Source organism: Streptacidiphilus sp. PAMC 29251 (assembly GCF_054208735.2).
Genome location: NZ_CM135725.2, coordinates 3,172,786 through 3,186,153, shown reverse-complemented (window position 1 = coordinate 3,186,153; position 13,368 = coordinate 3,172,786). Strand labels below are relative to the sequence as shown.

General features: G+C 72.6%; 13 protein-coding genes. 6 read left to right on the top strand and 7 right to left on the bottom strand.

The features are described 5' to 3' along the window. Positions 1 to 161 precede the first annotated feature (161 nt). Positions 162 to 1,202 carry an MBL fold metallo-hydrolase gene (locus ACXKR8_RS14855; RefSeq protein WP_458273384.1) on the bottom strand — a complete coding sequence of 347 codons (1,041 nt, stop codon included), beginning with the start codon at positions 1,200 to 1,202 and terminating at the stop codon, positions 162 to 164. 172 nt (positions 1,203 to 1,374) lie between these two features. Here ACXKR8_RS14855 and ACXKR8_RS14850 point away from each other — a divergent pair, with 172 nt between their 5' ends. Then, complete coding sequence (locus ACXKR8_RS14850) at positions 1,375 to 2,847, top strand: aldehyde dehydrogenase (protein WP_458273383.1); 1,473 nt, start codon at positions 1,375 to 1,377, stop codon at positions 2,845 to 2,847. Next, positions 2,847 to 3,077 carry a ferredoxin gene (locus ACXKR8_RS14845; RefSeq protein ID WP_458273382.1) on the top strand — a complete coding sequence of 77 codons (231 nt, stop codon included), beginning with the start codon at positions 2,847 to 2,849 and terminating at the stop codon, positions 3,075 to 3,077. Before ACXKR8_RS14850 ends, ACXKR8_RS14845 begins: the two co-directional genes overlap by 1 nt. Before the next feature lie 33 nt (positions 3,078 to 3,110). Here ACXKR8_RS14845 and ACXKR8_RS14840 read toward each other — a convergent pair whose 3' ends face one another. After that, positions 3,111 to 3,758: a TetR family transcriptional regulator gene (locus ACXKR8_RS14840; RefSeq protein WP_462100513.1), complete on the bottom strand. Its 648-nt coding sequence runs from the start codon at positions 3,756 to 3,758 to the stop codon at positions 3,111 to 3,113. 151 nt (positions 3,759 to 3,909) lie between these two features. Here ACXKR8_RS14840 and ACXKR8_RS14835 point away from each other — a divergent pair, with 151 nt between their 5' ends. The 3 genes from ACXKR8_RS14835 (at position 3,910) to ACXKR8_RS14825 (ending at position 7,139) form a co-directional block, all read left to right on the top strand. Then, positions 3,910 to 5,244 carry a glycosyltransferase family 4 protein gene (locus ACXKR8_RS14835; RefSeq protein WP_458273380.1) on the top strand — a complete coding sequence of 445 codons (1,335 nt, stop codon included), beginning with the start codon at positions 3,910 to 3,912 and terminating at the stop codon, positions 5,242 to 5,244. A gap of 69 nt (positions 5,245 to 5,313) precedes the next feature. Beyond that, the gene (locus ACXKR8_RS14830) at positions 5,314 to 6,057 is read left to right on the top strand and encodes a class I SAM-dependent methyltransferase (RefSeq protein ID WP_458273379.1); all 744 of its coding nucleotides are present in this window, start codon (positions 5,314 to 5,316) and stop codon (positions 6,055 to 6,057) included. Continuing rightward, complete coding sequence (locus ACXKR8_RS14825) at positions 6,054 to 7,139, top strand: prenyltransferase/squalene oxidase repeat-containing protein (protein WP_458273378.1); 1,086 nt, start codon at positions 6,054 to 6,056, stop codon at positions 7,137 to 7,139. Before ACXKR8_RS14830 ends, ACXKR8_RS14825 begins: the two co-directional genes overlap by 4 nt. A gap of 23 nt (positions 7,140 to 7,162) precedes the next feature. Here ACXKR8_RS14825 and ACXKR8_RS14820 read toward each other — a convergent pair whose 3' ends face one another. Next, positions 7,163 to 7,435, bottom strand: coding sequence for a hypothetical protein (locus ACXKR8_RS14820; protein WP_458273377.1), 273 nt, complete (start codon positions 7,433 to 7,435; stop codon positions 7,163 to 7,165). A 123-nt stretch (positions 7,436 to 7,558) separates the two neighbouring features. Between ACXKR8_RS14820 and ACXKR8_RS14815 the strand changes: the two genes are divergently transcribed. Beyond that, a complete protein-coding gene (locus ACXKR8_RS14815; RefSeq protein WP_458273376.1) occupies positions 7,559 to 8,335 on the top strand; it encodes a maleylpyruvate isomerase family mycothiol-dependent enzyme in 777 nt (258 codons plus the stop codon). Between the two features lie 25 nt (positions 8,336 to 8,360). On the opposite strand, the gene ACXKR8_RS14810 is transcribed toward ACXKR8_RS14815, so the two are convergent. The 4 genes from ACXKR8_RS14810 to ACXKR8_RS14795 all read right to left on the bottom strand — a co-directional run bounded on the left by ACXKR8_RS14810 (position 8,361) and on the right by ACXKR8_RS14795 (position 13,337). Next, positions 8,361 to 9,377 (bottom strand): LLM class F420-dependent oxidoreductase, encoded by a 1,017-nt coding sequence (locus tag ACXKR8_RS14810; RefSeq protein WP_458273375.1) that lies wholly within the window; start codon positions 9,375 to 9,377, stop codon positions 8,361 to 8,363. Positions 9,378 to 9,456: 79 nt separating this feature from the next. Then, a complete protein-coding gene (locus tag ACXKR8_RS14805; RefSeq protein WP_458273374.1) occupies positions 9,457 to 10,572 on the bottom strand; it encodes a DUF5336 domain-containing protein in 1,116 nt (371 codons plus the stop codon). 106 nt (positions 10,573 to 10,678) lie between these two features. Beyond that, complete coding sequence (locus ACXKR8_RS14800) at positions 10,679 to 11,638, bottom strand: N-acetylmuramoyl-L-alanine amidase (RefSeq protein WP_458273373.1); 960 nt, start codon at positions 11,636 to 11,638, stop codon at positions 10,679 to 10,681. 70 nt (positions 11,639 to 11,708) lie between these two features. Next, entirely contained in the window at positions 11,709 to 13,337 is a 1,629-nt protein-coding gene (locus tag ACXKR8_RS14795) for a hypothetical protein (RefSeq protein WP_458273372.1), read from the bottom strand. Positions 13,338 to 13,368: the final 31 nt, after the last annotated feature.

Below are 13,368 nucleotides of genomic sequence, written 5' to 3'. Positions count from 1 at the left end.
GCGCCGCTCGCGGTCCCGACCGGTGCTCCGGCCGCAGGGGTGCGAGTCAGCGCCACTGTATCCGGACGCCCCGGTTCAGCCCGGACGCACCCCGGCCCGCCCGGTCACGGCGTGTCACCAGCACCGACGCCTGGTGCCCCCGCCCGCCGCCCCCGCCCCCGTCAGGTCGCGCGGTAGAGCAGCGGCTCGGTGTCCCGGAGCTCCTCGGCCAGGCCGGTCTTGACCAGGCGGCGGACATGGGCGGCGGCCTCGGACAGGGCGAGGTGGCGGGCGATGAAGCCGAGCTCCTCCCAGGGGCGGTTCCAGTGCATCCCCACCGCGCACTGCCAGAGCGTGAGCGGTTCCCGGCTCAGCTGGACGTGCAGCTCGGCCAGCCGCAGGGCGTGGTGCTCCAGCAGCTCCCCGCATCGTCCGGCCGCGTTGGCGAAGCGGTACTGGTGCGCGGGCAGCACCTCCTGGGGCGCCAGCACGGCGATCCGCTCCAGCGAGTCGAGGAAGTCGCCGAGGGGATCGGCGGGCTCGTCGTCCGCATTTTCCGGGTAGAGGCTGATGATCGGGCTGATCCGCGGCAGCAGGTGGTCGCCGGAGAGCAGCCGGGTCGGCCGCCCCGGCTCGTCCAGGTAGAGGCAGACATGGCCGGGGGTGTGCCCGGGGGTCCAGAGCACCCGTACGTCGCGGCCCGGCACCCCGGCCGACTCGCCGTGCACCAGCTCCCGGTCCGGGAGGGTGGTCGCCAGCGGGCTCTCGGAGTTGCCGAGATTGCCCAGCGCGGCCAGGTGCTCCTCGGGGACGCCGGAGAGCAGCATCAGGTCGGACATCCGGCCCAGCCAGCGGCTGGGCGTGGTGTCGTGCAGGGCGCGGACCACGGCGGTCTCGGCGGCGTGCATGGCGATCCAGGCGCCGGACTGCTCCTGGACGTAGCCGGAGAGGCCGTGGTGGTCCGGGTGGTGGTGGGTGACGGCGATGCCGTGCACGTCGGAGAGGGCGAAACCGGCCGCGGCGAGGCCCTCGGCGAGCGCGGTGCGGCCGGTGGGGTCGTCCCAGCCGGTGTCGACCAGGACCGGGCCGCGGTCGCTCTCCAGCAGGTAGACCAGGGTGTACTGGAGCGGGTTGTTCGGGATGGGGACAGTGATGCTCCAGACCCCACCGCCCAGGTCCTGGGTGGGTGGCGTCTCACGGACCGGGGTCTCGCGGGCGGGCATGCGACCGTCCTCTCCGAGCAGGCTGAATCAAGAACCTGTTGCATGTGCGGCACAACTAGTTGGGCAGCCTACTGCACGACCGTTGCTCTCAATAAGTAGAACTGGTATCAGTTCTATCAACGGCCGAGTGACGGTCCGTCAGACAGTTCGTCAGATCAGTAGGAGGACGGCCATGTCCGAGCTCGTGGAGTACGGCGAACTGTTCATCGGCGGGAAGCTGGTCGCACCCGCCGGGGAGGACGTCATCGAGGTGGTCTCCCCGCACACCGAGGAGGTCATCGGCCGGGTCCCGCACGCCTCGCGCGCCGACGTGGACCGCGCCGTCGCCGTCGCCAGGACCTCGTTCGACCAGGGCCCGTGGTCCCGGCTGCCGCTGGAGGAGCGGCTCGCGGTGGCGGAGCGGATCAGGGACGGGATCGCGGCCCGCGCCGACGAGATCGCCCGGGTGATCAGCGCCGAGAACGGCTCCCCGTACTCCTGGAGCATCCTGGCCCAGGCCTACGGCCCGATGATGATCTGGGACGCGGCCATCGCCACCGCCCGCGCCTTCGCCTTCGAGGAGCACCGGGACGGCGCCCTCGGCCCGATCCTGGTCCGCCGCGAGCCGGTCGGCGTGGTCGCCGCGGTGGTGCCGTGGAACGTCCCGCAGTTCGTGGCCGCGGCCAAGCTGGCCCCGGCGCTGATCGCCGGCTGTTCGGTGATCCTCAAACCCTCGCCGGAGACCCCGCTCGACTCCTACCTGCTGGCCGAGATCGTCGGCGCGGCCGGGCTGCCCGAGGGCGTGCTCAGCATCTTGCCCGCCGACCGCGAGGTCAGCGAGTACCTGGTCGGGCACGAGGGCATCGACAAGGTCTCCTTCACCGGATCGGTGCCGGCCGGGAAGCGGATCATGGAGGTGGCCTCGCGCAACCTCACCCGGGTGACGCTGGAGCTGGGCGGCAAGTCGGCCGCGATCCTGCTGCCGGACGCGGACCTGGACGAGGCCGTCGCCAACCTGATGAGCTCCGCCTACATGAACAACGGCCAGGCCTGTGTGGCGCAGACCCGGATCCTGGCCCCCCGCTCCCGCTACGACGAGACCGCCGAGCGGCTGGTCGCCGCGGTGGGCGCGCTGGTGGTCGGCGACCCGCTGGCCGAGGCGACCCAGGTCGGCCCGCTGGTGACCCGGCGTCAGCAGCAGAAGAGCCTGGACTACATCAGGATCGGCCAGGAGGAGGGCGCCAAGGTGCTCACCGGCGGCGGCGTGCCCGCCGCCGAATCCCGGGGCTGGTACGTGGAGCCGACGCTGCTCGGCGGGGTCGACAACCGGATGCGGGTGGCCCGCGAGGAGATCTTCGGCCCGGTGGTCTGCCTGATCCCCTACGAGGACGAGGCCGACGCGCTGCGGATCGCCAACGACTCCGACTACGGCCTCTCCGGCAGCGTCTGGTGCGCGGACGTGGAGCACGGCATCGAGGTGGCCCGGCAGGTGCGGACCGGGACGTACTCGGTGAACACCTTCAGCCTGGACTTCAAGGGGCCCTTCGGCGGCTTCAAGCAGTCCGGCATCGGCCGCGAGTTCGGGTCGGAAGGGCTGGACTCCTACCTGGAGTCCAAGACCATCCACCTGCCCCAGGGGTACACGGCGCCCGGTCGGGAGGGCTGATGGGCGACCGCTGGCGGGTGGAGGTGGACCGCTCGGTCTGCATCGGCTCCGGGCTGTGCGCGGCCTCCGCCCCGAACGGGTTCCGGCTGGACTCCGCCCGGCAGTCGCACCCGGTGGAGGAGGAGGCGGACGCCGCGGAGGCGCTGCTGGCGGCGGCGGAGTGCTGCCCGGTCGAGGCGATCTCGCTGCACCTGGCCGGGAGCAGCGAGCCGGTGTTCCCGCCGGACTGAACCGTCCCCGGGGCGGCCGTCGCCGGAAGCGGCTCAGAGCAGTCGGCAGGCGGTCTCCAGGTCGATCCTGACCTGGGCGATCGAGGCCCGTCCGGAGAGCCAGGTGACCAGCGCCGAGTGCCAGGTGTGCTCGATCACCCGGACGGCCGCCAGCTGGTCCCGGGTCGGCGGCCGGTCCAGGCCCATCGCCTCGGTGATCAGCACCGCGGTGAGCCGGCTCACCTGGTCCACCTCGGCGCTGACCGAGCGGTCGGCGAAGGTCAGCGCCCTGACCATGGCCTCGGCCAGCTGCGGTTCGCGCTGCAGTCCGCGGAAGGTCCCCATCAGCGTCTCGGTCACCCGGGCCGCGGGGGTCTCCCCGGACGGCGGGTGCTTGCGCAGCTGCGACTGCATCAGCTGCAGCTGGTCCTGCATGGTGGCGACCAGCAGGTGCACCTTGGAGGGGAAGTAGCGGTAGAGCGTGCCGAGGGCCACTCCTGAGTTCTCGGCGACCTCGCGCATCTGCACCGCGTCGAAACCGCCGCGGGAGGCGAGCTGGGCGGCCGTGTGCAGGATCCGACGGCGGCGCGCCTCCTGCCGTTCGGTGAGCGGCGGTGCGGCGGCGGTCCGGGGACCGGGGCTCTGGCTGGGGTTGGTCGTCACTGGGCGCTCCCCCGTCGGGTGGTGCTGGTTGCCCCGCATGATGGCGCAGAGTCCAGGGGTGGCGCGAATCACCCACCTCGGGCCGAGAAGGACCCTACGGACGGGTAATCTCAAGGTCTCCATGCTCCGCATCATTGGAACGTGTTCTAGATTACCCTGAGCCGGGGACGACAGAGGAGAAGAATCCAAGGTGACCAGTGCTGTGCGGGACGCTGTGCCCGCTGACCGGCCGCTGCGGATCGCGTTGCTCTCCTACAAGGGCAACCCCTTCTGCGGCGGTCAGGGCGTCTACGTCCGCCACCTGTCCCGTGAGCTGGCCCGGCTCGGGCACGACGTCGAGGTGCTGGGCGGGCAGCCGTACCCGGTGCTGGACCCGGTGGCCGAGGGCGGGGGCCGGCTCGGGTTCACCGAGATCGCCAGCCTGGACCTCTACCGGAACCCCGACCCGTTCCGCAATCCCCGTCCCGGCGAGTACCGCAGCCTCGCCGACGTCGTCGAGTACGCCACCATGCGCAGCGGCGGCTTCCCCGAGCCGCTGACCTTCAGCATGCGGGCCCGACGGCACCTCGCCCTGCACCGCGGCCGCTACGACGTGGTGCACGACAACCAGACCCTCGGCTACGGCCTGCTCGGCCTGGACCGGATCGGCTTCCCGCTGGTCACCACGATCCACCACCCGATCACCGTGGACCGCGAGCTGGACCTGGCCGCCGCCGACACCCTGAAGCGACGGCTCTCGGTGCGCCGCTGGTACGGCTTCACCCGGATGCAGCGCCGGGTGGCCCAGCGGCTGGACTCCGTGCTCACCGTCTCGCAGAGCTCCAGCCGCGAGATCACCGAGCACCTGGGCGTGTCCCCGGAGCGGGTGCACGTGGTGCCCATCGGCGCGGATGTGCGGCTGTGGTCGCCGGACCCGTCGGTGCCGGTGGTGCCCGGACGGATCGTCACCACCTCCAGCGCGGACGTACCGCTCAAGGGGCTGATCCACCTGGTCGAGGCGCTGGCCAAGGTCCGCACCGAACGGGACGCGCACCTGGTCGTGGTCGGCAAGCGGCGCGAGGACGGCCCGGTCGCCGAAGCGATTCGTCGACTCGGCCTGGAGCGGGTGGTCGAGTTCCGCGGCGGAATAGACGACGCGGCGTTCGTCGACCTGGTCCGCAGCGCCGAGGTGGCCTGCGTCCCCTCCCTCTACGAAGGCTTCTCGCTGCCCGCGGCCGAAGCCATGGCCACCGGCACCCCGCTGGTCGCCACCACTGGGGGCGCCATCCCCGAGGTGGCCGGACCCGACGGCGAGACCTGCCTCGCCGTCCCGCCGGGCGACCCCGGCGCGCTCGCCTCGGCCCTCGGCCGGCTGCTGGACGACCCCGAACTGCGCCGCCGGATCGGTGCGGCCGGACGCGAGCGCGTGCTCACCCGGTTCACCTGGGAGCGCGCGGCCGAACTCACCGCCGAGCGCTACCGCGCGGCCATCGCCACCGGAGCCGGGCAGCGCGCCCGTGCGGGCGACGGCTGGCGTTACGTCTGACCGACCGCCAGTCGCAGTACCCCCTGACTTTCCTGTGTGCGCGAACGACGTGAATGGAGCCCAGCGACCGTGCTGACCGTCGACTTCTCCCGATTCCCGATCGCCCCCGGCGACCGGGTGCTCGACCTCGGCTGCGGTGGTGGCCGGCACGCCTTCGAGGTCTACCGGCGCGGCGGCCGCGTCGTCGCCCTGGACCGGAACGCGGAGGAGATCCGCGAGGTCAAGCGCTGGTTCACGGCCATGGAGGAGGCCGGCGAGGCCCCGGCCGGCGCCGCCGCCACCGCGATGGAGGGCGACGCGCTGGCGCTGCCCTTTCCTGACGACAGCTTCGACAAGGTGATCATCTCCGAGGTGATGGAGCACATCCCGGACGACAAGGGCGTGCTCGCCGAGATGGTCCGGGTGCTCAAGCCCGGCGGCTCGATCGCCGTCACCGTGCCGCGCTGGCTGCCCGAGAAGATCTGCTGGGCGCTCTCCGACGCCTACCACGAGGTCGAGGGCGGGCACATCCGGATCTACCGGGGCGACGAACTGGTCGAGAAGATGCGCGAGGCCGGGCTCAGGCCCTACGGGCAGCACCACGCGCACGCGCTGCACTCGCCGTACTGGTGGATCAAGTGCGCGGTCGGCGTGGACAACGACAAGGCGCTGCCGGTGAAGGCGTACCACCAACTGCTGGTCTGGGACATCGTCGGCACCCCGGTGATCAGCACGCTGACCCGGGCGGCGGAGAGTGCGCTCAACCCGCTGATCGGCAAGAGCTTCGTCGCCTACGCGACCAAGCCGCGCGACGACCAGCGGGTGGACGGGTGACGGCCGGCACCGGTCCGGTCGCGGTGCCCGAGGTGCTGGTGCTGCCGGGCGTGCTCGACGCCGGGCAGGCCGCCGCCACGGTCCGCAGCATCCTGGCCGACCAGCGCGAGGACGGCGGGATCCCCTGGTTCGCCGGCGGCCACCTCGACCCCTGGGACCACACCGAGGCCGCCATGGCCCTGGACGTCGCGGGCGAGCACACCGCCGCCGAGGCCGCGTACCGCTGGCTGATGAAGCATCAGAACCCGGACGGCTCCTGGTATTCGGCCTATACCGACGGCATGGTGACGGACCGCAACCGCGAGTCCAACTTCTGTGCCTACATCGCCGTCGGGATCTGGCACCACCATCTGACCACCGGGGACGACACCTTCCTGGAGGAGGTGTGGCCCACCGTCGTCCGCGCCATCGAGTTCGTCCTGGAACTGCAGCGCGCCGACGGCACCGTCGCCTGGCGCCGCGAGGAGGACGGCAGCGCGCCGGACGAGGCGCTGCTGACCGGCTGCTCCAGCGTGCACCATGCGCTGCGGTGTGCCCTCGCCATCGCCGACTGCCTCGAAGAACCGCAGCCGGACTGGGAGTTGGCGGCGGGACGGCTCGGCCACGCGGTGGCCAGTCACCCGGAGGCGTTCCTGGACAAGGACCGCTACTCCATGGACTGGTACTACCCGGTGCTGGGGACGGCGCTGCGCGGCCCCGCCGCCCAGGAGCGGATCGCGCGCGACTGGGACCGCTTCGTGGTGCCGGGGCTGGGCGTCCGCTGCGTCGACGACCGCCCCTGGGTCACCGGCGGCGAGAGCGCGGAACTGGCGCTGGCGCTGTGGGCGATCGGCGAGTCCGACCGTGCGGTGGACATCCTGCGCTCCATCCAGCACCTGCGGCACCAGGACGGCGGCTACTGGACCGGGTACGTCTTCGAGGACGACGCGGTCTGGCCGGAGGAGCGGACCACCTGGACGGCGGGCTCGCTGCTGCTGGCCGTCGCGGCGCTCGGCGGGGACGAGGCGACCACGACCGTGTTCGGCGGCGCGCAGCTGCCCGCCGGTCTCGCCGACGAGTGCTGCGCGCCGCTGCCCGGTTGAGCGGTGTTGATGGTGACGTTCCGTCAGACCCGGTTGCCGGAACGGCTGAAGGCGCTGCCGATCGCTCCATAGACCACGGCGGGCAGGCCGTAGACGAAGAGGGCGTGCAGCTTGCTGTTGTGGATGCTGTTGAAGAGGCCGTGGGACCACCCGGACAGCCAGTTGGCCGCTTCGTGGAACCAGTTGACGACGTCGTTGCCGGTGTTGGCCTCGAAGAGAAACAGCAGAAACCAGATGACGAGGATCAGCGCGCATATGTAGAGCGCGAGTCCGATCAGGCGCAATAGTCCACTCATGGTCAGCCTCTTGCCGGTATTCGGCCACACAAACCGGCTGGCGGCAGCGGATGCTAGCGTGCGGGCAACTGTGGGCAGGCTGTGGGCGATCGATGGGCGAGAGGGGACGCGGCAGTGGCTGGAGTGACAGCTGGGTGGTTCGACCACGAGCGCTACCTGGCGGCGGTGGCGGCGGAGGCCGGGCTGTTCGCCCGGGTGGTGGCGCAGGGCGATCCGCGGGCCAGGGTGCCCAGCTGCCCGGACTGGGACTTGTCCGAGCTGTGCCGGCACCAGGGCATGGTGCACCGCTGGATGACCCAGGTGGTCCGGACCCGGGCCACGCAGCGGCTGGGCTGGGACGAACTGCCGGATAGGGAGCTGCCGGCCGATCCGGCCGGACAGGCCGAGTGGTTGCTGCGGGGCGCGTCGGCGGCGGTCGAACTGCTCCAGGAGACCGGCCCCGACACGCAGGTCTGGGGCTGGGCCGCGGAGCAGCACACCGGCTGGTGGGCCCGCCGGATGGCGCACGAGACCCTGGTGCACCGGATCGACGCCGAGCTGGCGGTGGGCCGGATCGGCCCGGTGGACGCCGGGCTGGCGGCCGACGCCGTCGACGAACTGCTGCACAACGCCCTGGCCCCGGCCGCGCGGGCCTTCCCGCACCGGAAGAAGCTGAGCGGCGAGGGCGGCACCCTGCATCTGCACTGCGACGACGTCGAGGGCGAATGGCTGCTGCGCCGCACCCCGGACGGGTTCAGCTGTGAACTCGGGCACCAGAAGGCCGAGGTGGCGGTGCGGGGCACGGCGGTCGAGCTGATGCTGCTGCTCACCAAGCGCCTCCCGGACGGCCGCGGCGACCTCCAGGTGTTCGGCGACGAGGCGCTGCTCGGGTTCTGGCTGGACGGTCTCACTTTCGACTGAGTGGACAGTGCGTCAGAAGTGTTCCTCAGAGCACCAGTTCGGCCATGGTGCGCAGCGTGAGCGGGTCGCGGGCGGTCAGCAGCAGGTCGGTGACCGGGCTGGCCCGCCAGGCCTCCAGGCGTTCGGCGATCCGCTCGCGCGGGCCGACCAGCGAGATCTCGTCGGCGAAGGCGGCCGGCACGGTGGCCACCGCCTCGGCCTGCCGTCCTTCCAGGAACAGTTCCTGGATCCGGTGGGCCTCGGCCTCGTAGCCCATCCTGGCCATCAGATCGGCGTGGAAGTTGCGTCCGCGTGCGCCCATGCCGCCGATGTAGAAGCCCAGCATGGCCTGGATCGGGGCGAGGCCCTCGGCGACGTCCTCGCAGACCCGGGTGTGCACCAGCGGGGCGACGGTGAAGCCGGGCCGGGCCGAGGCCAGCGGTTCGGCGTAGAGGTCGGCGCCGTCGGCGGTGGGGGAGAAGTAGAGCGGCAGCCAGCCGTCGGCGATCCGCACGGTCTGCGCGATGTTCTTCGGGCCCTCCGCGCCGAGCATGATCGGCAGGTCGGAGCGCAGCGGGTGCAGGATCGGCTTCAGCGGTTTGCCCAGGCCGGTGCCGTCGGCGCCGGGGTAGGGGAGCGGGTGGTACGCACCGTCCAGGGTCACCGGCTTCTCGCGGCGGAGCACCTGCCGCACCACGTCCAGGTACTCGCGGACGGCGGTCAGCGGTGAGCGGGGGAAGGGGCGGCCGTACCAGCCCTCGACCACCTGCGGTCCGGACAGGCCCAGGCCGAGGATCACCCGGCCGCCGGAGAGGTGGTCCAGGGTCATCGCGTGCATGGCGGTGGCGGTGGGGGTGCGGGCGGCCATCTGGGCGATGCCGGTGCCCAGCCGGATCCGGCTGGTGCGGGCGGCGATCCAGGTGAGCGGGGTGAAGGCGTCGGAGCCCCAGGCCTCGGCGGTCCACACCGAGTCGTAGCCGAGGCGTTCGGCCTCCACGGCGAGATCGAGGAAGCCGGGGGAGGGCGCGGCGCCCCAGTAGCCGAGCGCGAGTCCGAGGCGCATGATCGAAGTCCCCCAGGATCTGATGGAGCGTCAGTTCTCTTGGGGGGATCGTAGGCGGAGCGCTGACAAGCCACAACGACTATCCGCGCTGGATGCCCGAGGTGTCGGCGAGCAGGCCGCGCTTGCCCTCCTGGGTCTGGGTCAGCAGGGCGTCACCGCGCTGCGCGATCGCCAGGTACCAGGTGCCGGGCACCAGTTCGCCCACGGTCGGGCCGCCGGGGCCCTCCTCGGGCGCCAGCGAGCGCACGGCCGGGACGGCGAACCAGAACGGCGCGAAGGCGGGCGCCGCCGGGGTCTCGGCGGCCGGTGCGGCCGGGGCGGCGGGCTCGGGCTGGGCCGCGGGCTCCGGCTGGCGCTTCTGGGCCGGGGTCAGCATCGCGGTGGCGTGGTCCAGCGGCTCGTCCTGGTCCTGGTGCCGCGCCGGAGCGGAGTCCTGCGGCACCGGCGCTGGGGCGGGCGCCGGGGCCGGGGCGGGCGACTGAGCAGCCTGGGCGCCGTACTGGCCGCCGTAGGAGGGGTTCTGCTGCGACCCCTGCTGCGGGTAGCCGTACGCACCGCCCTGCTGGGGCGCGGTGGGCGCGGCCTGGCCCTGCGGGCCGGTGAACGGCTGGCCCGGCTGGGCCTGCTGCACCGGCTCGCCGTGCTGGAACTGCGGCTGCGGCTGCTGCGCCTGGTACGGGTACTGCCCGGGCTGGACCGGCTGTCCGTACGCCGGGTAGCCGCCGGGGCCGACCGGCGCCGCGGCGGGGGCGTTCGGCAGCAGCGGCAGGGCCAGTTGCGGCACCAGCGGGGTGATCACCGCGGCGGCCGCCAGGACCAGCGCGAACAGGAAGGCGAGGTAGGCGCCGAAACCGTGTCCGGTGCCCGCTCCGCCGCCGAACAGCGACCACAGCGCGCCCCAGAACGCGGCGACGGCCAGCACCGTGCCCCAGTGGTTCAGCTGGATGCCGGCCGGCTTCGGGTCCTGCGGCAGCAGCCGGCTGACCAGGATCAGCGCCGCGGCGATGAGGCCGAGGAAGAACACCGAGGGCAGCAGCGGGAAGAAGGCGGAGTGCCAGGCGTTGGCGCTGTACGTCCGGGTTCCGAATCCGTCAGACTCACTGGTGCTGTAGAAGGGCAGGAACGAGGAGATCAACAGCAGGAGTGCGGCGCCTGCGACTGCTGCGTCCCCCCTGGTGACGGTTCGGAGGTTCACCGTGAAAGAGCCCTCTCGTGAGTGCTGGGACGTACGGGACTGTTGTACGGACGGGCCCTAGCGTACGGTGTCGGCGCCACTTCGGGCATGTCTGGATCAGTCGGACTCAATGCGGCTTCTCCACAAAGGCGGTGAGCCCGGCGGCGATGCCCTGGGCGGCGAGCTGGCGCCAGGAGGCGCTGGTCATCCTGGCCGCGTCGGTGGCGTTGCGCATGTTGCCGCACTCGATGAAGACCTTGGGGACCTTCGACATGTTCAGGCCGCCGAGGTCGCTGCGGACGTCCAGCCCGGTGCCGCCGTTGATGTAGTTGGCGAAGGGCTCGGCGGTGGCGCTGTGGAACGCCGAGCGCACGTCCAGGCCCAGGGTCCGGGACGGGCCGACGATGGCCAGGTTGTCCGCCCCGCCCTGGTCCACGCCGGCCGGGAGGATCACGTGGAAGCCGTGGTCGCTGCCGCCCGCGCCGTCCCCGTGGATCGAGATCGCGGCATCGGCGTGCGCCGCGTTGCCGATCGCCGCGCGCTGGGTGACGCAGGGGCCCCAGGCGAGGTTGCCGTCCTGGGTGAACACCACCTTGGCGCCCTCGGCCTGCAGGATCGTCCGCACCTTGCGGGCCACGTCCAGGGTGAACCGGGCCTCGGAGTAGCCGGCGTTGGTCGAGGTGCCGGTGGTGTCGCAGTTGGTGGTGCCCTTGCCGATCGCCACCAGGGCGTTGATCTTGCTGGTGTAGTTGACGTTGCCCGGGTTGTGTCCTGGGTCGATCACGATGGTCTTCCCGGCCAGCGGCTTGCCCGAGCCGGCCGGCGGGACGGTCACCGGCTTCGATTTCGGGTCCGGCGTGGGCGACGGGTTCGGGCTGGTGCCCGGACTCGGGGCCAGGGTCGACGAGGCGCCTGCGGAGGATCCGGCCGAAGCGCCGGCCGAGGCTCCGGTGGAGGAGCCGCCGCCCACGGCCGGGAGCTGGTCCGCCGCCTGGGTGTCCACGGTGGCGTGCTTGCCGCCGTCGCCGGCCACAGCCTGCCAGCCCAGCCATCCGGCGAAGCTCAGCGGCACCAGTGCGGCCAGCACCAGCGCGACGGTCGCCGTTCGACGGCCCCTCCGCGAGGGTTCCGCGGTGTCGTGCCTGTCGAGTGGATGTTCAGATGGCACCGGCTGACCTCGCGTTCAGACCATAGGTGGTCGCGATCGGGTTCCAGGCCGCGACGAACGAGTTCTTGTCATTGGTGGCGCTGTTGTTCGCCGCGGTCGTCTTGTTGTACGTCGCGGTGTGCTTGGCGTTGTCCGGGCTGCAGCCGCCGTTGCTCATCTCCTGGGCCCACTGCGCGTAGTCGTTGTCCGCCGAGGCAGACTCCGCCCACGCCCGGCTCAGCGTCTGCATCGCGTCGGCGGCACCGGGGGCCACCTGCGACACATCGAGGGTAGCCGCCTGCTGGGACAAGGCCTGCCGGGTCTGCGCCGCCTTGGTCAGCGCGGAGGCGGCGTCGGCGACGGACTGCTCGCTGCTGCAGCTCTCGACCGCGGCCACGGCATTGCCCACCTGGGCCCGCGCCTGGGCGGACTGGTCGAGCAGCTGGTCCACCGCGGCGGCCTGGGTCTGGCCGGTCCCGCTGGTGCTGGTCTCGGCCGAGGGGCTGCTGCTCGCGGAGGCGTCGTCGCTGGGGGCGGCGCTGCCGGTGGGTGCGGCGGTGGCGGAGTTCGTCGGGGAGGCGACCGGGGGGTGGGTGGTCTTCGGTTTGCCGAGGCCGATCCCGTAGACGACGCCCACGCCCAGCAGCGCGGCGACCACGACCACCAGCACGCCCAGCAGCAGCGGGTTCATCCGCCGACCGGAACCGTCGGGGCCTGAACCTGAACCTGAGCCCGATCCCGGGCCTGAGCCGTCCGGACCGCCGTATCCGCCGGGAACGGGCGCACCGGGGCCGCCGCCCTGGGGGTACTGCCGGTCGTAGGAGTACGGCGGCGGGACGGTCGGCTGGCCGCCCTGATGCTGTGCGCCCTGATGCTGTGCGCCCTGGGGATAGGAGCTCTGGGGATAGGAGCTCTGGGGATAGGCAGCCTGCGGGTAGGCGCCCGGCTGCTGCTGGGTCTGTCCCTGGTACGGCGCGGGCCCGCCGGGGGCCTGTCTGTCGTATTCCTGCGCACCGGGCGGCGGGCCGAAGCCGGCCGGCCGGTACATCGGCGCGGCCTGCTGCGTCGGCGGCTGCGGGGCCTGCGGGGCCTGCTGGGCCTGCTGGGCCTGCGCGGCTGACTGCTGGGGCTGCTGATGCTGCTGGGCCTGCGGGGGCGGCTGGGGCTGGTACGAGGGCGCGCCGTAGGCCCCGCCCGTGGCCGCGGGCGGCTGCTGGGGGCGGGTCTGCGCCTGGGGCGAGACCTGCGTGGGCGGCGGGACCACCTGCGGGAGGTCCCTGGCCGTGGGCAGGTACGGGCGGACGATCGGTGGGTCGAACTGGGTGGGCGGGGGCCCGGCCGGGGTCGGCGGCAGCACCGACGTCGGCTCGTCCCCGGAGCCTGCCGCGGGCGCGCCGGACGCCGCCGTGGGCCCCCGGCCTGGGGCCGCGGGCGGGCCCGTCCGGTCGGTGTCGCCGCCGGCCGCTCCACCGTCACGGGTGTCGTCGGCAGGGCTGTCGTCCGGGTCTCCGGCCGTCGGCGGGGCCGGGGGCTTGCCCCACATCGCGGCTGTCGCCGGGTCGCGACGGACCCACCCGCCGGCGCCGTCCCTTGCCGTGGGGTCCCATACCGCCGGTGCGCTCTCCTCCGCATCGGCCACAGCCGATACCTCCCCCACGTTCCTTCGTTCA

What these genes read in the sequence shown, in the direction of transcription:
- ACXKR8_RS14855 (WP_458273384.1), bottom strand. Translation starts at nt 1,202, where the DNA reads ATGCCCGCCCGCGAGACCCCGGTCCGTGAGACGCCACCCACCCAGGAC.
- ACXKR8_RS14850 (WP_458273383.1), top strand. Translation starts at nt 1,375, where the DNA reads ATGTCCGAGCTCGTGGAGTACGGCGAACTGTTCATCGGCGGGAAGCTG.
- ACXKR8_RS14845 (WP_458273382.1), top strand. Translation starts at nt 2,847, where the DNA reads ATGGGCGACCGCTGGCGGGTGGAGGTGGACCGCTCGGTCTGCATCGGC.
- ACXKR8_RS14840 (WP_462100513.1), bottom strand. Translation starts at nt 3,758, where the DNA reads ATGCGGGGCAACCAGCACCACCCGACGGGGGAGCGCCCAGTGACGACC.
- ACXKR8_RS14820 (WP_458273377.1), bottom strand. Translation starts at nt 7,435, where the DNA reads ATGAGTGGACTATTGCGCCTGATCGGACTCGCGCTCTACATATGCGCG.
- ACXKR8_RS14810 (WP_458273375.1), bottom strand. Translation starts at nt 9,377, where the DNA reads ATGCGCCTCGGACTCGCGCTCGGCTACTGGGGCGCCGCGCCCTCCCCC.